Origin of the sequence: Halorientalis sp. LT38 (assembly GCF_037031225.1) — an archaeon.
In the GTDB taxonomy this organism is placed as follows: Archaea; Halobacteriota; Halobacteria; order Halobacteriales; family Haloarculaceae; genus Halorientalis; species Halorientalis halophila.
In genome coordinates this window covers 3,166,822-3,184,415 of record NZ_JAYEZN010000001.1, presented here as the reverse complement: position 1 = coordinate 3,184,415, position 17,594 = coordinate 3,166,822, and the positions used below count along the sequence as shown (strand labels likewise).

Below are 17,594 nucleotides of genomic sequence, written 5' to 3'. Positions count from 1 at the left end.
AACCTGTCGTCGGCCGAACCCATCACCGTTCCGTGAGTACTAAGACGCGCCACCGGTTGCTGTTTACCGATGCGAGTCGAGACCGTCGGCGAGGGGACCCCCCAGATCGCGGTCGTCGGGGGGATCCACGGCGACGAACCCTGTGGCGTGCACGCCGTCGAGACCCTGCTAGCAGCGGATCTCGACTACCAGCGCCCCGTCAAGTTCGTGATCGCGAACGAGGCGGCCCAGGAGCAGGGAGTCCGATACCTGGAGGAAGACCTCAACCGCGCGTTCCCCGGCGATCCCGACGGCGAGACCCACGAGAGCCGCCTGGCCCACGAGCTGGCGATGGAGGTCGCGGACTGTCAGATCCTCGCGCTGCACTCCACGCAGTCCTACGACGGCCTCTTTGCACTCGTCGACCGGGTCCGCGAGTACGAACGCCGGATCTGCCCCCGGCTGACCGTCGACGCCGTCGTCGAGACCTGCGACTTCAAGGAGGGCCGGCTGTTCGAGGTGACCCGCCGGCTGATCGAAGTCGAGTGCGGCTTCCAGGGCTCCGAGACGGCCGCGGAGAACGCCGTGCAGGTGACCCGCGAGTTCCTGGCCGCGGCGGGCGCACTCCCCGACGAGGGCGCGCCCCATCGCGACGAACTCCCGGTCTACCGGCTCACCGCGTCCGTCCCCAAGGATCACGCGGAGGCCTACGACGTCTACGCGACGAACTTCCGGCAGGTGCGAACGGGCCAGCCATACGCTTCTGCCGACGGTCGCGAGTACGTCGCCGAGGAGGACTTCTACCCCGTGCTGATGTCGGCATACGGCTACGAGAACGTGTTCGGCTACGCCGCCGACCGCGTCGGCACGCTCGAATCCTGATCGCTCACTCTTCCTCGCCAGGCGGTGCGAACTCCACCAGCGTCAGGTCCCGATCGAGCATGCAGTAGTCGTGCGGTGGTTCCCCGACCACCTCGGCGATCTGATACTCCGTCTCGAACTCCGCGCCGGCGGGTTCGCAGTACTCGTGAGAGGGACAGCCGGTGTGGGGACACGGCCCTTCGAGGGCGGACTTGCTCCCCGCGTAGGCCCCCTTCGCGTCGACGTTCGCGAGGACCGGTGCCTGTTCGACTTCGACGGCCGTCACCCCCGAATCGTGGACGGCGCAGTCGAGCGTCGAGGCGTTCTCGCGGACCGCGGTCACGCGGTACTTCTGGCCGCGCGCGAGGTTGAGACACTGATCCCGGTAGGGACAGCCCTCGCAGGCGTCGGCCTCTCCGTGGTAGACGAACTCGGTCCCGACCTCCGCCAGTCGGGTCCCGACGAGCGTGACCGTCGTCATAGACGACACTACTCCCGGCCCGCGGTTAAGTCTCCCGCCGTCCCGTCGAGGCGGGATACCGTCGGCGGCGAGTCTCGCTGCCAAATCAACGGTCCGGACCGAGAGCGAGGGCAGGAGTCAGGGCCACGTGCCCCGCTGTTCCCCGGCGTCGATGACGCGCTCGAGCGCGACGACGTAGGCGGCGGTCCGGAGCGACGGGAGATCGCGGTCCTCGTAGGCCTCGACGAGGTTCCAGAACTGGTCGACGATCTTCCCGTCGAGTTCCTCGTTGACGCGGTCTCGGGTCCAGTAGAACCGCTGGCGGTTCTGCACCCACTCGAAGTAGGACACGACGACGCCGCCCGCGTTCGCCAGAATGTCCGGGATGACGAGCGTGTCGGTCTCCCGGAGGACGTCGTCGGCGGCCGGCGTGATCGGGCCGTTCGCGGCCTCGGAGACGACGTCGGCCTCGATGTCGTGCGCGAGTGACTCGTCGATGGCGTTCTCGAGCGCGGCCGGAATCAGGAGGTCCACGTCGAGCGTCAGCAGTTCGTCGTTGGTCAGTTCCCGGTCCGCGTCGGGGTATCCGGTGACACTACCCGTTTCACGCTTGTACTCCTTGACGTCGACCGGGTCGAGCGTGTCCTCGCCGTAGATGGCGCCGCTGGAGTCAGAGACGGCGACGACGTTCGCGCCCATCTCGTAGACGAGTTTCGCCGCGATCCAGCCGGCGTTACCGTACCCCTGGACCGCGACCCTCGCGTGTTCCACGTCCTTGTCCAGGTAGTCGAAGGCTTCCCGGGCCGCGACGACCGTCGAGCGGCCCGTCGCCTCGACGCGTCCCTCGCTCCCGCCGCTTGAGAGGTCCTTGCCGGTGATGACCCCCGGCTCCGTCGTGTTCTCGATGGTCTCGTAGGTGTCTTTGATCCAGTTCATCTCCCGCTGACCGGTGTTCACGTCCGGGGCGGGCACGTCGCGGTCCGCACCGATCAGCGGGGTCAACTCCGCCGCGAAGGCCCGCGTGATCCGTTCGAGTTCGGATTCGGAGTACTCGCTCGGGTCGATGACGATCCCGCCTTTCCCGCCCCCGAGCGGGACGGCACTCGTCGCCGTCTTGTAGACCATCCACCCCGACAGCGCCTTGACCTCGTCGCGGGTCACCGCCGGGTGATACCGGATACCGCCCTTGTACGGACCCCGATCCCCGTTGAACTGCGACCGGTACCCCCGGAACACCTCGATCGATCCGTCGTCCATCTCGACGGAGAGATTCGCTTCCAGTACCCGCTCGGGCGATTTCAGTCGCTCGAGTTCGCCGTCGGCCACGTCCAGGTACTGTGCTGCCTCGTCGATCTGCGTCCGGAGACTCTCGAAGGGATTTACGTCCGACATATCACAGCGAGGGCAGCGGAACCACCAAAAATTACCCATTCTATCCGCCGACTCACAGAAAATTTGATTTCAGTAGTGACTAATAGACCCCCTCAAACCCCCATTATCGACCGTTACCGTTCTCCGATCACGACATTCGTATCAAATTCTATTACCTTTCGCTCGTCGTCGTCGATCACGCGGATCGTGGCGTCAGTATCGATCACCACGGCCCCGGCGATTCGTCGAGTTTCGCTCGCCGGAACCGCCACGCGGTCGACGTCCGGAAGCAGACAGTCGCGTCGGCCGGTCCGACTGAGGAACGCGTCGCCGCTCGGAAAGTGCCAGATCCGGGTGACCGACCGGAAACACGGTGCAGCGGTCGGATCGTGGACGTATCTGACTGGGCGCGTCGCCTCGAAGAAGCGCTGAATGGCGGTCGTGGTACTCACGGCCAGAGCCCTCGCGCTTCGTGCGCCTCGGCGACCCGCGAGAGCGCGACGATGTACGCCGCGTCCCGCCACGTGACGTCGCGGGCCTCGTAGGCTTCACACACGTCCCGCCAGGCCGCCAGCATCTCGGTCTCGAGCTCGTCGTGGACGCGCTCGAGCGACCAGGCGCGACGGTTGATGTCCTGCAACCACTCGAAGTAGGAGACGGTGACACCGCCAGCGTTGGCGAGGATGTCCGGGATCACGGGGATCCCGCGTTCGGCGAAGATTTCGTCGGCGGCAGTCGTGACCGGCCCGTTGGCCCCTTCGACGATGACGTCGGCGGCGACGGCGTGCGCGTTCGCTCCCGTGAGCACGTTGCCGATCGCGGCCGGGACGAGCACGTCGACGTCGAGTTCGAGGAGTTCGTCGTTGGTGAGCGTCTCGGGGACGTCCTGACGGCCGACGGCGCCGGGTTCCTCGTCGTGTGAGGGGATCGAGTTCGGATCGAGTCCGTCGGGGTCGTAGATCGCGCCGGTGACGTCGCTGACCGAGACGACGGTCGCGCCCCAGTCGTGGAGCAACCGGGCCGCGTTCGCACCGACGCTGCCGTACCCCTGGACGGCGACCGTCACGTCCGCGAGCTCCCGGTCGTAGTAGTCGACGGCCTCGCGAGTGACGATCGCCACGCTCCGGCCGGGCGCCGCCTCCCGCCCTTCGCTCCCCCCGACGACCGGTGGCTTCCCCGTGACGACGCCGGGGACGGTCTCACCCTCCTGCATCGAGTACGCGTCCATCAGCCACGCCATCGTCTGTGGGTCGGTCCCCATGTCGGGTGCCGGAATGTCTCTGGTCGGGCCGATGACGTGCCGGATCTCCTCGGCGAACCGCCGCGTGAGTCGTTCGCGCTCGGACTCGCTGAGGGCTTTCGGGTCGACGGCGATGCCGCCTTTCGCGCCGCCGAAGGGGAGGTCCATGACGGCGCACTTCCAGGTCATCCACATCGCGAGCCCGACACACTCGTCGCGGGTGACCTCTGGCTGGTATCGGAGTCCGCCCTTGTAGGGCCCGCGGACGCTGTCGTGCTGGGCGCGATAGCCGGTGAACACCTCGACGGTCCCGTCGTCGCGTTCGATGGGGACCGTCACCTCCTGCACCCTCTTGGGATGCATGAGCCGTTCGACCACGTTGGGATCGATGTCCAGGTGGCCAGCGGCACGTCGCAACTGTCGGCGAGCGGTCTCGACCGCCGATTCCGGACCGGCCGCCGACTGGTCGTCGTCGGCGCTCGTCGAATCCGAGGACATCGTCACTCCAGTGGCGTCTGGCGGTTTCGCATCTCGCTCCCGCACTCCGGACAGGGGCTGGGGTCGTCCTCGGCGACGATGACGGCACCACACTCGAAGCACTCGTACGGCGTTTCCTCGTCGGGGGTTTGCGTGACATCTCTCATGGGTGGCTCACGAGTGCCTGCCGACGACCGCGGCACTCGATTTGCAATAATAAGTGTATAAGGGAATACCCCCCCGTTGACTACCAAAGTACTCGCGACAATAGGGGGTTTACTATTGAACCCCAGTCGACGACGCCGCGACGGAGGGGTTTCGGTCCTCGAACAGCGCCGTGAACAGTTTCCGCTGGACGGCCCGGATGTGCTGGTAGAACGCTGGTGGGGAGATGCCGAGCGTCGCCGCGACGTCTTCGCCGGTGCTCTCCCGCGGTGACTCGAAGAACCCGCTGTAGTAGGCCGTCTGGACGACTTCGAGCTGGCGGTCGGTGAGGTCGGCGATGAACGCGGCGTAGACGTCGTGTTCGCCGGCCTGGTCGAGCGTCCGTTTGCGCCGGAGTTCGACGTCCTCGAACGTGTCGGCGACCAGTTGCGTGATGGTCCGCACGTCGATGCTCGTCGGAATGTCGACGGTGAGGTCCGTCGTCGTCGGGTCGGCGGTCGCGGCCCGGAAGACGGCGCCGTGATCGGCCAGGTCTAGCGCGAGGAACGGCTGTGCGAGCCCCAGTCGCAGGACGCCGCTGTCGCCGTCGGCGCTAATCTGCTGAACCTCGTCGATACCGACCAGGTCCGCCGCGGCGTCGTTGACCGGTCCGACGGCGCCGTCTTCGACGGTGACGAACACGTAACTTCCGTCCGTCGTCTGCTGGACGCCGCCCTGATAGGAGAGCGTACAGTCGGCCGCTCGTGCGAGCCGCGAGAGGACGAACGTCGGATCGTCCACCTCGAACTCCACGCGCGTTATCGAGGTCGTCAGCAGTGCGTTCTTGCGCTCGATGGCGCTGAGCGCCGCCGCGATGGTCTCACCGAGTTCCGCGAGCACGGCCCTCGCCGTCTCGTCGAACGCGTCGCGGGTGTCCGCGTAGACCGTCAGGACGCCGTGCGTGAGATCGCTGTACTCGAGCGGGATGCTCAACACCGACATGAAATCCCGGGTGAGCGCGGCCGTCCGCCACGAGTCCTCCCGGAGGTCCGCCGCGACGTTCGACACCATCGTCAGTTCGCCCGTCGCCGCCGTCTCGCCGGCCGGCTCGGTCCCCGACGGACCGATCGCGAAGGACTGGCTGTCGAGATACCCCTGTTCGTCGCCGACCCACTCGCGCGCAGTGAGGGTCTCGGTCGCCGTGTCGACGTCCCCGATCCAGGCGAAGCTGAACCGGTCGTCGCTCGTCAGCAGTTCACAGACGGAGCGGTCGATCTCCTCGCGCGTTTCGGCCTGCACGACGGCCTGGTCGATGGCCCGGATCGTCTCGTTGATCCGGTTGAGGGCGCTGAGCTGTTCGTTCTGCTCCTGGAGCGTTCGCTCCTGGGTGCGGAGCCGCGACTCCCGGGAGACGCGGTCGAGCGCCGCTTCCGCAGTCGCGGCGAGCAGGTCGGCCAGTTCGCGTGTCACGTCGTCGAACGCGCCGACGGCGTCCGAGCCGACGACGAAGACGCCGTGATCACCGAGCGGAATGTATCCGGCGGTCCTGAGGTCGGTCGCGCGGTTGTCGAGACGGTCCGCCCGGTGGACGTCGTCGAAGAACTGCGCCGTCCCCGAGATGAAGGCGTGGCCCGGGAGCGTCTCGGCGTCGGCGTGGACGCGAGGCAGCGGTCCGTGGTGGTCACGCATCGCCCGCGAGTGAGCGGCCGGCCGGAGCTCGTTCGAGTCGGCGTCGAACAGGTAGACGGCGCTGGCGTCCAGATCGAGCACCGTCGCCGCGTCGTCGACGATGTGCTGGGCGATCTCGTCGTGCGTGCCGGCGTAGAGGAACGATCGCGCGAGTTCCTGCAGCGTCGCCAGCGCCTCCTCGCGCTGTTTGCGTTTCGTGATGTCCCGACAGCTATACAGGAGCGTTCCCCCCTGAATGTCGACCTCGCGAACGTTGACCAGCAGCGTGTGTTCGCGGCCGGCCTTGTCGGTGGCCGTACACTCGATGTTCTTGAGGATGCCGTTCGCGGCGAGTTCCTCGCGGTCGAAGCGGTCCGCCCCGAGCAGTTCCTCGATGGTCCCCTGTGCGCGGATCTCCTCGGCGGTGTAGCCGAAGATGAAGTGGACGTTCGGACAGACGTACGTGTACTCGCCGTCCTCGTCCGTGATGAGGACGGTGTCGGTCATGTTGTTGAGGGTGACCCGGTGGAGGCGTTCGGACCGGCGGAGGTCGCGTTCAAGCCCGACCCGGTCCGTGATCTCGACGCCCTCGATCACGATCGAGATCACCTCGCCGCGTTCGTTCTCGACCGGGCGAACGGAGAGATCGATCACCTGTCCCGGTTCCCCGTCGAGCGGATCGTAGACGGTCGCGGCACCGAACCGGCCGTCGATCGCTCCTTCGACGAGCTGGCGGACGTCGGTCCTGATCGCCGGCGTCTGGGACCACCAGGGCAGGTCCCAGAACGGTTCGCCGACGCGGGAGGTCTCGTCGATCAGTTCTCGCGCTGCGCGGTTGGCGCGTTCGAGTCGACCCGCGGCGTCGAGGACCCACGTCGCCGTCTGTGCGTCGTGAAACACGGCGTCGAACTGCCGTGCGCGTTCACGGCGGACGCTGTCCTGCCGCGCGACGTCGAGTGCGTCCGCGATCCGGGCCCGGATCGTTTCGACCGGCGGGTCGGCCGGAACCGCGACCGGGACGTAGCCGGTGGCGCCGGCCGCGATGGCCTCGCCGGCGACGGTCTCGTCACCGTCCGGGGTCGCGACGACGACGGGCAGCGTCGCCGACGCCGCCCTGATCCGCTCCGAGAGCTCGACACCGGTGGTCTCCGGGAGCCGATAGTCGGTGACGACACAGTCGACCGAGCCCGTTCGGATCGCGTCCAGCCCCGCAGCCGCCGTCTCGACCCGCCGGACGAGCGGGCCGGTGTCCGTCTCGAGCCCGCTCGCGAGTTCGTCGAGCCAGTCGCCCGGCCCGATGACGAGGACCTGTGTGCCGTCGAGCGAGGGTTCCTCGCCCGTCATCGGTCGATCCCGCCCTGCCACAGGGGCAGCGACGACTCGCCGTTAGGGCGACGGGACCGCCCGCGCCGACCCCGTCGCACGGAGGGACTCGAGTACATGAATGGTTCACAGTATAACACCTCGATCAGTAAAGCCGTTCGATAGTGAACCATCTCGACGCGACGGCAGGACGGCTACGCCGTCTCGCCGACCAATCGCTCCAGTTCGTCGAGGTACTCCTCGCGGGGCACCTGATAGACGTCCCGGAGGTCGAACTCGCCGGCGGCGAACTCGGCGGCGAGGTCGCGAGCGCCGGCGACGGCGGCGGACTCGTCGTCGAAGCGTCGACTCGCGACCTCGATCTCGGGTTCGAGGAAGAGCGTCACGTGCCAGGGGTCCCCGGGTGAGGGCTGGTGGCGACCCGGGCGGCGGTCGCGCTGCCCCTTCGTGAGGTAGATCGTCGGCAGACAGGCCGCGGGAAAGTCGCTGCTGTCGAAGACGTCGGGGCGGAAGGCGAGGACCGAGCGCGTCTCGCTCTCCGACCACACCTCCCATCCGGGCGCGAGGTCCGCGAAGTCCATACCCTGGGTTTCGCCCGACAACCCATCAGTGGCGCGGTCTCCGGCGGTCGGTCCGCCGGCCCCGCTCTCGCCCCGTATATAAAGGGCCACGAAACCACGCGGAAGGCAGGGCAAGCGGGGCGTTCTCCGTGGGCGAGTTTCGGCCGCTCGGCGCACCGGAACAAACGGCCGGAAAAACCCCCTCGGAGCAATTCTTATGTACCTGGGCAACTCATTAAATAAATAGTATCGGTGGTAAGCCCACCCATACACGACCCCCACCACCGCCCCCCGCTCGCAGCCCGAACGTCACGGTATTTCTTCGCGCCCCACCGCCGCCGGGCGTCTCGGGCTGCCGGAGTGGTATGATTACTCATGGCACGGAACACGAACGAGTCCCTCGCGGGACGGGCGCGCGGTTGCTCGCGTCGCGCGAGCGCGCGCTGTGGTTCCGGGCGGCCGGGACCGACGAGCCGGCGACCGGCGGAGTGTGGGCTGTTGCAGTGGGCGCCACCGAGACCGACGGGATCGCACCCGTCACAGCGGGGCGGACCGCGGCCAGCGTCGCGGTGCCCCTCGTACAACCTGTCCGTGATAGCATGACCGACACAAAGGAGACCCTCGCAGAGCTGAGTCGTGAGTACCAGGATTCCATCCCGGCGGACCTCAGGGAGACCCGAAGCTTCGACTGGTACCTCGACCAGCTGTACGACGACCCGCGGATCGCCCGCAACGCACACCAGCGCGTTGCCGACATGTTCGACTACTACGGCACCGAGTACGACGAAGACGCCGGCGTCGTCGAGTACGCGCTGGCCGCCGAAGACCCGCTGAACGACGGGGAGAACACCTTCTACGGCCGCGTCATCCACGAGGCCATCCACGAGTTCGTCAACAAGGTCAAGTCCGGCGCCCGCGGGCTCGGCCCCGAGAAGCGCATCAAACTGCTCCTCGGCCCGGTCGGCTCCGGGAAGTCCGACTTCGACCGCCAGGTCCGGCGGTACTACGAGCACTACACCCGCACCGACGAAGGCCGGATGTACACCTTCCGGTGGACGAACCTCTGTGACATCATCCAGGACCAGGACCCCGCCGACGACACCGTCCGGTCCCCGATGAACCAGGACCCGCTCGTCCTGCTACCCCAGGAACAGCGCGATCGGGTCATCGAAGACCTCAACGAGGCACTCGAGGCGCCCTACACGATCCGCAACGAGCAGGCGCTCGATCCGGCCAGCGAGTTCTACATGGATCGGCTGCTGGCCTACTACGACGACGATCTGGAGTCGGTTCTCGAGAACCACGTCGAGATCGTCCGGATCGTCGCCGACGAGAACCAGCGCCGCGCCATCGAGACCTTCGAGCCCAAGGACAAGAAAAACCAGGACGAGACCGAGTTGACCGGCGACGTCAACTACTCGAAGATCGCCATCTACGGGGAGAGTGATCCCAGGGCCTTCGACTACTCCGGGGCGTTCTGTAACGCCAACCGCGGCATATTCTCCGGCGAGGAGCTACTGAAACTCCAGCGGGAGTTCCTCTACGACTTCCTGCACGCGACGCAGGAGCAGACGATCAAGCCCAAGAACAACCCCCGGATCGACATCGACCAGGTGATCGTCGGGCGGACGAACATGCCCGAGTACAAGGACAAGAAGGGCGACGAGAAGATGGAGGCGTTCAACGACCGGACCAAGCGGATCGACTTCCCGTACGTCCTCCAGTACGAGGAGGAGTCGCGCATCTACGAGAAGATGCTGCGCAACGCCGACCTCCCGGACATCCAGGTCGAACCGCACACCCTGGAGATGGCCGGCCTCTTCGGCGTGCTCACCCGGATCGAGGAACCCGACTCGGGGACCGTGGACATCGTCCAGAAGGCAAAGGCCTACAACGGCGAGGTCGACGAGGCCGAGGACGTCGACGTGAAGAAGTTGCAGGACGAGGCCGCCGAGATGGCCGAGATCGGCGAGGGCATGGAGGGCGTCTCGCCCCGGTTCATCGGCGACGAGATCGCCGAGGCCATCATGGACTCGATGCACCGGAGCCGGCAGTTCCTCTCCCCGCTGACGACCTTCAACCACTTCGAGGAGAACCTCGAGAACCACGGGTCGATCCCCGAAGACCGGTTCGAGACCTACTACCGTTACCTCGAACTCGTCCGCGAGGAGTACAAGGACCGGGCCATCGAGGACGTGCGCCACGCGCTGGCCTACGACGTCGACGAGATCCAGCGCCAGGGCGAGAAGTACATGGATCACGTCATGGCCTACATCGACGACGACACCGTCGAGGACGAGATCACGGGTCGCGAGCAGGAACCCGACGAGACGTTCCTCAGGTCCGTCGAGGAGAAACTCAACGTCCCGGAGGACCGCAAGGACGACTTCCGCCAGGAAGTGTCGAACTGGGTCTCTCGCAGGGCGCGCGAGGGTGACACCTTCAACCCGCAGGACAACGACCGCCTGCGCCGGGCCCTGGAGCGAAAACTCTGGGAGGACAAGAAGCACAACATCAACTTCTCGGCGCTGGTCTCCAGCAACGAGATGGACGACGACGAGCGCAACGCCTGGGTCGAGGCGCTCGTCGAGCAGGGCTACACCCGTGAAGGGGCCAAGGAGGTGCTGGAGTTCGCCGGCGCCGAGGTCGCCAAAGCAGAGATGGAAGAGTAATGGCCGGACGCGACTACATCGACGCCGCCGACGTCGCCCTCGAGGAGACCTACCAGGAGCCGATGAGCCTCGGCGAGTACGTCGACCTCGTGCTGGAGAAGCCCCACCTGGCCTCTCACGCCTCGAAGTACCTGCTCTCGGCCATCGAGGCCGCCGGCACGCGGACGGTGATCGAGGAGGGCGAGCAGAAGGAGCGCTACCGCTTCTTCGACGACCCACACAACGACGGCGAGCACGCCATCCTCGGCAACACGGACACGCTCAACCAGTTCGTCGACGACCTCCGGTCGATCGCGGCCGCCCGGGGCAAAGACGAGAAGATCATCTGGCTCGACGGGCCCACCGCGACGGGCAAATCCGAGCTGAAGCGTTGTCTCATCAACGGGCTCCGGGAGTACTCGAAGACCGAGGAAGGACGGCGCTACACCGTCGAGTGGAACGTCGCCGGAGCCGGCGCGGGTTCCTCGGGGATGACCTACGGCGATTCGCCGGTCAGCGACGAGGACGACTGGTACGAGAGTCCGGTCCAGTCCCACCCGCTGACGGTGTTCCCCGAGGAAGTGCGGTCGGACCTGATCGCCGAGATCAACGACCGACTCGACGACCACGTCGCGATCCGGATCGACGGCGACCTGGACCCGTTCTGCCGGGAGGCCTACGACTTCCTCGAGGAGCAGTACCGCCGCGAGGAGGTCGAGGACCTCTTCTCGGCGGTCACCGACCCGCGCCACCTCCGGATCAAGAACTTCGTCGTCGACGTGGGTCGGGGAATCGGCGTCCTCCACAGCGAGGACGACGGCAGCCCCAAGGAGCGCCTCGTGGGCTCGTGGATGGCCGGCATGCTCCGGGAACTCGACTCCCGCGGCCGGAAGAACCCGCAGGCCTTCTCCTACGACGGCGTGCTCTCGCAGGGCAACGGCCTCCTCACCGTCGTCGAGGACGCCGCCCAGCACGCCGACCTGCTCCAGAAGCTGCTGAACGTCCCCGACGAGGGCAAGGTGAAACTGGACAAGGGCATCGGGATGGACATCGACACCCAGATGATCATCATCTCGAACCCCGACCTCGAAGCCAGGCTCAACCAGCACGCCGACCGCGAGGGCCAGGACCCGCTGAAGGCGCTCAAGCGCCGGCTCGACAAACACGAGTTCACCTACCTCACGAACCTCTCGCTGGAGGCCCAGCTGTTGCGCCGGGAACTCACCAACGAGACGCAGGTCTGGACCGCCCAGTCCTGGGACGAACTCGAAGCGTGGATCCGGGAACCGTTGCACATCTACGTCCGCGACAGCGAGACGGTCGTCAACGAGAAGGAACTGGCCCCCCACGCCATCGAGGCCGCGGCGCTGTACGCCGTCGTCACGCGGCTCGACGACGCGGACGTGCCGAGCGGCCTCGACCTCGTCGACAAGGCCATGCTGTTCGACCGGGGCTACCTGCAGGAGGGCGACGAGCGCATCGACATGGACGACTTCGAGTGGGACGACGACGCCGCGGACGGCGACGGGGGCATCCCGGTCACCTACACCCGGGACGTCCTCGCGGACCTGCTCCACGAGGAACAGGAGCGGTATCACGCCGACCTGCCCGTCGAGCACGTCGTCATGCCCCGTGACGTGCTCAACGCGATGGCCGAGCGGCTGGTCGACGCCCCGGTGTTCTCCGGCAGCGAGCGCGTCGAGTTCGAGAACCAGGTGGTCGCGGTGAAAAACCACGTGTTCGGCCAGCAGGAAGACGACGTGCTCCGGGCGATCATGCGCGACAAGCGGGTCGACGAGGAGACCGTCGAGGAGTACATCGAGCACGTCTACGCCTGGGAGGCCGACGAAGGTGTCGAGAACGACCGCGGCGAACTCGAGGAGCCGGACCCGCTGAAGATGAAGGTGTTCGAGATCGAGCACCTCGGCCGGTTCACCGAGGACAACTACCAGGGCAACGAGCCCGGCGAGGTCGTCGAGCAGTTCCGGACGAGCAAGATCATCACGGCGCTGAACCGCCACGCCTGGCACAACCGCGACGACGAGTTCCAGATCTCCGACGTGAACCCGAAGGAGATCCCCGTCATCGAGTCCGTGCTGGGCTCACACGACTGGGAGGACGTCCGGCGCACCTACGAGGACTTCGACCCCCGCCAGTGGGACAACCCGCCGGGCGGGACGGAGACGGCGGCGGTCAAGGAGGAGACGGTCCAGAATATGATCGAGATGTTCGACTACACGGCGGCGTCGGCCGAGCTGACGAGCCGACACGTCATGAGCCAGGTGAGTTACAAGTGGGACTGAAAGACGACTTAGAGCGCTACCGGGAGGTCGGCGAGGAGCGCCGGCAGGACCTCGCCGAGTTCATCCAGTACGGCGACATGGGCCAGTCCCACCCCGACGAGGTGAAGATCCCCATCAAGATCGTCGACCTCCCCGCCTTCGAGTACGACCAGCGCGACATGGGCGGGGTCGGACAGGGCGAGGACGCAGAAGAGGGCCAGCCGGTCGGCCAGCCACAACCACAGCCGGGCGACGGCGACGAGGACGGCGAACCTGGCGAGGAGGGGGCCGACCACGAGTACTACGAGATGGACCCCGAGGAGTTCGCCCAGGAACTCGACGAGGAACTGGGGCTGGATCTCGAACCCAAGGGCAAGCAGGTGATCGAGGAGAAAGAGGGCGACTTCACGGACATCACCCGGACCGGTCCCACCTCGACGCTGGACTTCGAGACGCTGTTCAAGAAAGGGCTCAAGCGCAAGCTGGCGATGGACTTCGACCGGGACTTCGTCCGGGAGGCCCTCAAGGTCGAGGGCATGGGCCCCGCCGCCGTCTTCGAGTGGGCCCGCGGCGAGAACGTCCCCGTCTCGAAGGCCTGGCTCCAGGACGAATACGACGACCTCACGAACGACGAGAAGACGACGTGGGCCTCCATGGCGAAGATGGAGGAAAATGTCGAGCGTTCCTCGACCGCAGAGCGGATCCGCCGTGAGGGCGTCGACCAGATCCCCTTCCGCCGGGAGGACGAGCGCTACCGCTACCCCGAGATCGTCGAGGAGAAAGAGAAGAACGTCGTGGTCGTCAACATCCGCGACGTGTCGGGGTCGATGCGCGAGAAGAAGCGCGAACTGGTCGAGCGGACGTTCACCCCGCTGGACTGGTACCTGACGGGCAAGTACGACAACGCCGAGTTCGTCTACATCGCCCACGACGCCGAGGCCTGGGAAGTCGACCGCGACGAGTTCTTCGGCATCCGGAGTGGCGGCGGCACCCGCATCTCCAGCGCCTACGAACTGGCCGCCGCGGTCCTCGAAGAGCAGTATCCGTGGCACGAGTGGAACCGCTACGTGTTCGCGGCCGGCGACTCCGAGAACTCGAGCAACGACACCGAAGAGCGCGTGATCCCGCTGATGGAGGAGATCCCGGCGAACCTCCACGCCTACGTGGAGACCCAGCCCAGCGGCAACGCGATCAACGCGACCCACGCCGAGGAGGTCGAGCGCCACTTCGAGGGCAGCGACGACGTCGCCGTCGCCTACGTCTCCAGCCCGGAGGACGTGGTCGACGCCATCTACGAGATACTGAGCACGGAGGAGGCCGAGACATGAACCCAGATCGCTACGAAGCCAAGCGCATCGCCGAGGACCTCGAAGAACCGGTCGACGAGGCCTCGAACCTGGCTGCGAAACTGGGACTCGATCCCTACGCGGTCAACTACTGGATCGTCGACTACGACGAGATGAACGAGTTGATCGCCTACGGCGGCTTCCAGCAGCGCTACCCGCACTGGCGCTGGGGGATGCAGTACGACCAGCAGCGCAAACAGAGCCAGTTCCTCGGCGGGAAGGCCTTCGAGATCGTCAACAACGACGACCCCAGCCACGCCTTCCTGCAGGAGTCGAACTCGATGGCCGACCAGAAGGCCGTCATCACCCACGTCGAGGCCCACGCCGACTTCTTCGCCAACAACGAGTGGTTCGGGATGTTCAGCGACGATCCCGACGCTGCCGCGATGTTGGCCCGCCACTCCGAGACCATCGAGGAGTACATGCAGGACCCGGATATCGACCGCGCGGAGGTCGAGAAGTGGATCGACCACGTGCTCTGCCTCGAGGACAACATCGACCAGCACCGGCCGTTTTCGCCCGTCGAGACCGACGGCCGCGAGGAAGTGCTGGACCGGGAGGAAGACGTCGAGAACCTCGAGGAGAAACTCGAGGAACTCGACCTCTCCGAGGAGGTCGTCGGCCAGGTGTTCGACCGGGACTGGCTGGAGGCCCAGCGCGACGACGACGGTGACGTGACGTTCCCGGCCGAACCCGAGAAAGACGTCGTCGGCTTCCTGCGCCAGCACGGGATGGCCTACGACCGCGACGCCGAGAAGGCCGTCGCGATGACCGACTGGCAAAAGGAGATCCTCGAGATCCTCCGGCGGGAGGCCTACTACTTCGCGCCCCAGAAGATGACGAAGGTGATGAACGAGGGGTGGGCCTCTTACTGGGAGTCGGCGATGATGTCAAAGGAGGCCTTCGCCGGCAGCGACGAGTTCGTCAAGTACGCAGACCACATGGCGCAGGTCCTCGGGTCGCCCGGCTTCAACCCCTACAAACTCGGACTCGAACTCTGGCAGTACGTCGAGAACACCGAGAATCGCCGGGAAGTGATCGAGCGCCTGCTCCGCGTCGAGGGGATCACCTGGCGGAACCTCCACGACCGCGTCGACTTCGGGGACGTGCAGGACCTGCTCGCACCGGACCCGGAACTGGTCGACGTGCCGGCGTCGCTCGACGCCCTCGATCCGGACGATCCCCGGGTCGACGCCGCGGCCCTCGAACGGGCACGTGACGGGGAGATCGACGTCGAGACGTACCCCTGGAAGGTGCTGACCTACGAGGGCCTGGCCGAACGCCACTACTCGCTGGTCGAGCCCCGGAACCGCGGGTTCGTCGGCCGGGTCGGCCAGGAGGAACTCGAGCGCGTCTCGCGGTACATGTTCGACGACTCCCGCTACGGGAGCGTCGAGGAGGCGCTGACCGACGTCGACTACACCCGCGGCTGGGACCGGATGTTCGAGATACGGGAGAGCCACAACGACGTCACCTTCCTCGACGAGTTCCTCACCCAGGAGTTCGTCGACGAGAACGACTACTTCACCTACGAGTACACCCAGTCGACGGGCGATTACCGCGTCACCTCGACGGACTACCAGGACGTCAAGAAGAAGCTGATGCTGCGGTTCACCAACTTCGGGAAGCCGACCGTCGTCGTCGAGGACGGCAACTACAACAACCGCAACGAACTCCTGCTGGCCCACAGGTACAACGGGGTCATGCTCGACGTCGAGCAGGCGACGGACACCCTCGAACGCGTCTTCGAGCTGTGGGGCCGCCCGGTCAACCTCAAGACGATCGTGAAGGAACTCGACGAGCACGACATCGAGGTCGCGAAACGGCGCGACCGCGAGCCCGAACCGGAAGAGCAGGGGAAGCTGATCCGCTACGACGGCGAGGAGGTCACGACTCGCGACCTCGACTGGGACCAGGTCGAGCACCTCGCGGCCACCGACGTCGACTACGACACCAAACCCGACGAGTGGCTCGCCTGACCCGTCGGTTCCCCCATATTAATCTGTCCGTCGTGTAGCGGAATGAGTCGTTAGGAGCCATTAACAGCGACGCGACCGCCTATCGAATCGAGCATTCATGCAGGAGCCGACGGACCGAGAGCACGCGACCGCGGCGAGCCCGGACGGGAACGGGGGGTGATGATGGGGGCACAGACGACGCGACGGCCGGACCTCGACGCCGGCGAGATCCACGACATCCTCCGCAACGACCGCCGCCGGCTGGCGATCAAGAGCCTCCGCGAGATGGAGGCCGCGATGAGCGTCCGCGACCTCTCCGAGGAAGTCGCGACCCGGGAGACCGGTGAAGAGCCCGCGCCGCGGGACAAGCGCCGGAGCGTGTACGTCTCGCTCCACCAGACGCACCTCCCGAAACTCGACGAACTGGGCATCGTCGACTACGATACGGACTCGAAGGAGGTGCGCCTGCGCGACGGCGCCGCGGAGATCACGACCTACATGGAGGTCGTCCCCCGCTACGGGATCACCTGGGCGGAGTACTACCTCGTGCTCGGCGTCCTCGGGTTCGGGACCGTGCTGGCGGCCAGCATCGGGACCCCGCTGCTGGGGACGATCGGCGTCCCCGTCGTCGCCGCGGCGTACCTGCTCGTCCTGACCGGCTCGGCGGCCTATCACGTCAGGTCCCAGGACCGCGACCTCTTCGAGGGCCTCCGGTCCTGACCGCCGGGATTCAAGCGCTCGTCGGCCCAGTTTACAGACATGGGAACGTACGCCGAGTTCGAGGTCCAGACCGACCAGCGAGTGACGACCGTCGACGTGACCGACCGGGTCGCGGCCCAGCTGTCGGCCGACGAGCGCGGCACCTGCACCGTCTTCGTCCGACACACGACGGCCGGGATGAGCGTCAACGAGGCCGAACCCCGGCTGCTGGGAGATATCGAGCACGCACTGGAATCGATCGTGCCGGCGACCGGGTGGGACCACGACGAACTCGACGGGAGTCCCGCGAGCGAAGCGAGTGGGACGTCGGCGGAGGAGCGACCGGCAGGGAGCGAATCCGCCGGAAACGCGGACGCCCACCTCCGGTCGATGTTGCTCGGTCGTGACGTGACGGTGCCGGTCGCGGACGGGCGACCAGACCTCGGGACCTGGCAGTCGATCCTGCTCGTTGAGTGTGACGGGCCGCGAACGCGGACCGTGACCGTCGTCTCGGAGTGAGGATCGCCGGCCGACGGCGGTGGGACCCCCGGTCATCGGCATGGTGTGTGCCGAAA

14 protein-coding genes are annotated in these 17,594 nt (G+C 66.5%); 7 read left to right on the top strand and 7 right to left on the bottom strand.

What is annotated here, in order from left to right:
- Positions 1-69: 69 nt before the first annotated feature.
- Positions 70-861, top strand: coding sequence for a M14 family metallopeptidase (locus U5918_RS16450; protein ID WP_336002757.1), 792 nt, complete (start codon positions 70-72; stop codon positions 859-861).
- 4 nt (positions 862-865) lie between these two features.
- Here U5918_RS16450 and U5918_RS16445 read toward each other — a convergent pair whose 3' ends face one another.
- The 7 genes from U5918_RS16445 to U5918_RS16415 form a co-directional block, all read right to left on the bottom strand.
- Positions 866-1,321 carry a UPF0179 family protein gene (locus tag U5918_RS16445; protein ID WP_336002756.1) on the bottom strand — a complete coding sequence of 152 codons (456 nt, stop codon included), beginning with the start codon at positions 1,319-1,321 and terminating at the stop codon, positions 866-868.
- 117 nt (positions 1,322-1,438) lie between these two features.
- Positions 1,439-2,692: a Glu/Leu/Phe/Val family dehydrogenase gene (locus U5918_RS16440; protein WP_336002754.1), complete on the bottom strand. Its 1,254-nt coding sequence runs from the start codon at positions 2,690-2,692 to the stop codon at positions 1,439-1,441.
- Between the two features lie 113 nt (positions 2,693-2,805).
- Positions 2,806-3,123 (bottom strand): hypothetical protein, encoded by a 318-nt coding sequence (locus U5918_RS16435; RefSeq protein ID WP_336002753.1) that lies wholly within the window; start codon positions 3,121-3,123, stop codon positions 2,806-2,808.
- Positions 3,120-4,409 carry a glutamate dehydrogenase GdhB gene (gene gdhB / locus U5918_RS16430; protein WP_336002751.1) on the bottom strand — a complete coding sequence of 430 codons (1,290 nt, stop codon included), beginning with the start codon at positions 4,407-4,409 and terminating at the stop codon, positions 3,120-3,122. The genes U5918_RS16435 and gdhB overlap by 4 nt, the downstream gene beginning before the upstream one ends.
- A gap of 2 nt (positions 4,410-4,411) precedes the next feature.
- Complete coding sequence (locus U5918_RS16425) at positions 4,412-4,555, bottom strand: rubrerythrin-like domain-containing protein (RefSeq protein ID WP_336002749.1); 144 nt, start codon at positions 4,553-4,555, stop codon at positions 4,412-4,414.
- A gap of 112 nt (positions 4,556-4,667) precedes the next feature.
- Positions 4,668-7,544 carry a bacterio-opsin activator domain-containing protein gene (locus U5918_RS16420; RefSeq protein WP_336002747.1) on the bottom strand — a complete coding sequence of 959 codons (2,877 nt, stop codon included), beginning with the start codon at positions 7,542-7,544 and terminating at the stop codon, positions 4,668-4,670.
- A gap of 173 nt (positions 7,545-7,717) precedes the next feature.
- Complete coding sequence (locus tag U5918_RS16415) at positions 7,718-8,104, bottom strand: DUF5820 family protein (protein ID WP_336002746.1); 387 nt, start codon at positions 8,102-8,104, stop codon at positions 7,718-7,720.
- A 578-nt stretch (positions 8,105-8,682) separates the two neighbouring features.
- Here U5918_RS16415 and U5918_RS16410 point away from each other — a divergent pair.
- The 6 genes from U5918_RS16410 (at position 8,683) to U5918_RS16385 (ending at position 17,538) form a co-directional block, all read left to right on the top strand.
- Complete coding sequence (locus U5918_RS16410; RefSeq protein WP_336002745.1) at positions 8,683-10,755, top strand: PrkA family serine protein kinase; 2,073 nt, start codon at positions 8,683-8,685, stop codon at positions 10,753-10,755.
- Complete coding sequence (locus U5918_RS16405; protein WP_336002744.1) at positions 10,755-13,037, top strand: PrkA family serine protein kinase; 2,283 nt, start codon at positions 10,755-10,757, stop codon at positions 13,035-13,037. The genes U5918_RS16410 and U5918_RS16405 overlap by 1 nt, the downstream gene beginning before the upstream one ends.
- Positions 13,028-14,344 (top strand): YeaH/YhbH family protein, encoded by a 1,317-nt coding sequence (locus U5918_RS16400; RefSeq protein WP_336002741.1) that lies wholly within the window; start codon positions 13,028-13,030, stop codon positions 14,342-14,344. The genes U5918_RS16405 and U5918_RS16400 overlap by 10 nt, the downstream gene beginning before the upstream one ends.
- Positions 14,341-16,341: a SpoVR family protein gene (locus U5918_RS16395; protein WP_336002739.1), complete on the top strand. Its 2,001-nt coding sequence runs from the start codon at positions 14,341-14,343 to the stop codon at positions 16,339-16,341. Before U5918_RS16400 ends, U5918_RS16395 begins: the two co-directional genes overlap by 4 nt.
- A gap of 159 nt (positions 16,342-16,500) precedes the next feature.
- On the top strand, positions 16,501-17,040 hold the full coding sequence (locus U5918_RS16390) for a DUF7344 domain-containing protein (protein ID WP_336002738.1): 540 nt from the start codon (positions 16,501-16,503) through the stop codon (positions 17,038-17,040).
- Between the two features lie 39 nt (positions 17,041-17,079).
- A complete protein-coding gene (locus U5918_RS16385) occupies positions 17,080-17,538 on the top strand; it encodes a YjbQ family protein (RefSeq protein WP_336002737.1) in 459 nt (152 codons plus the stop codon).
- The last annotated feature ends 56 nt before the right edge of the window (positions 17,539-17,594 follow it).

What these genes read in the sequence shown, in the direction of transcription:
- gdhB (WP_336002751.1), bottom strand. Translation starts at nt 4,409, where the DNA reads ATGTCCTCGGATTCGACGAGCGCCGACGACGACCAGTCGGCGGCCGGT.
- U5918_RS16450 (WP_336002757.1), top strand. Translation starts at nt 70, where the DNA reads ATGCGAGTCGAGACCGTCGGCGAGGGGACCCCCCAGATCGCGGTCGTC.
- U5918_RS16415 (WP_336002746.1), bottom strand. Translation starts at nt 8,104, where the DNA reads ATGGACTTCGCGGACCTCGCGCCCGGATGGGAGGTGTGGTCGGAGAGC.
- U5918_RS16395 (WP_336002739.1), top strand. Translation starts at nt 14,341, where the DNA reads ATGAACCCAGATCGCTACGAAGCCAAGCGCATCGCCGAGGACCTCGAA.
- U5918_RS16410 (WP_336002745.1), top strand. Translation starts at nt 8,683, where the DNA reads ATGACCGACACAAAGGAGACCCTCGCAGAGCTGAGTCGTGAGTACCAG.
- U5918_RS16445 (WP_336002756.1), bottom strand. Translation starts at nt 1,321, where the DNA reads ATGACGACGGTCACGCTCGTCGGGACCCGACTGGCGGAGGTCGGGACC.
- U5918_RS16420 (WP_336002747.1), bottom strand. Translation starts at nt 7,544, where the DNA reads ATGACGGGCGAGGAACCCTCGCTCGACGGCACACAGGTCCTCGTCATC.
- U5918_RS16405 (WP_336002744.1), top strand. Translation starts at nt 10,755, where the DNA reads ATGGCCGGACGCGACTACATCGACGCCGCCGACGTCGCCCTCGAGGAG.
- U5918_RS16440 (WP_336002754.1), bottom strand. Translation starts at nt 2,692, where the DNA reads ATGTCGGACGTAAATCCCTTCGAGAGTCTCCGGACGCAGATCGACGAG.
- U5918_RS16390 (WP_336002738.1), top strand. Translation starts at nt 16,501, where the DNA reads ATGATGGGGGCACAGACGACGCGACGGCCGGACCTCGACGCCGGCGAG.
- U5918_RS16385 (WP_336002737.1), top strand. Translation starts at nt 17,080, where the DNA reads ATGGGAACGTACGCCGAGTTCGAGGTCCAGACCGACCAGCGAGTGACG.
- U5918_RS16425 (WP_336002749.1), bottom strand. Translation starts at nt 4,555, where the DNA reads ATGAGAGATGTCACGCAAACCCCCGACGAGGAAACGCCGTACGAGTGC.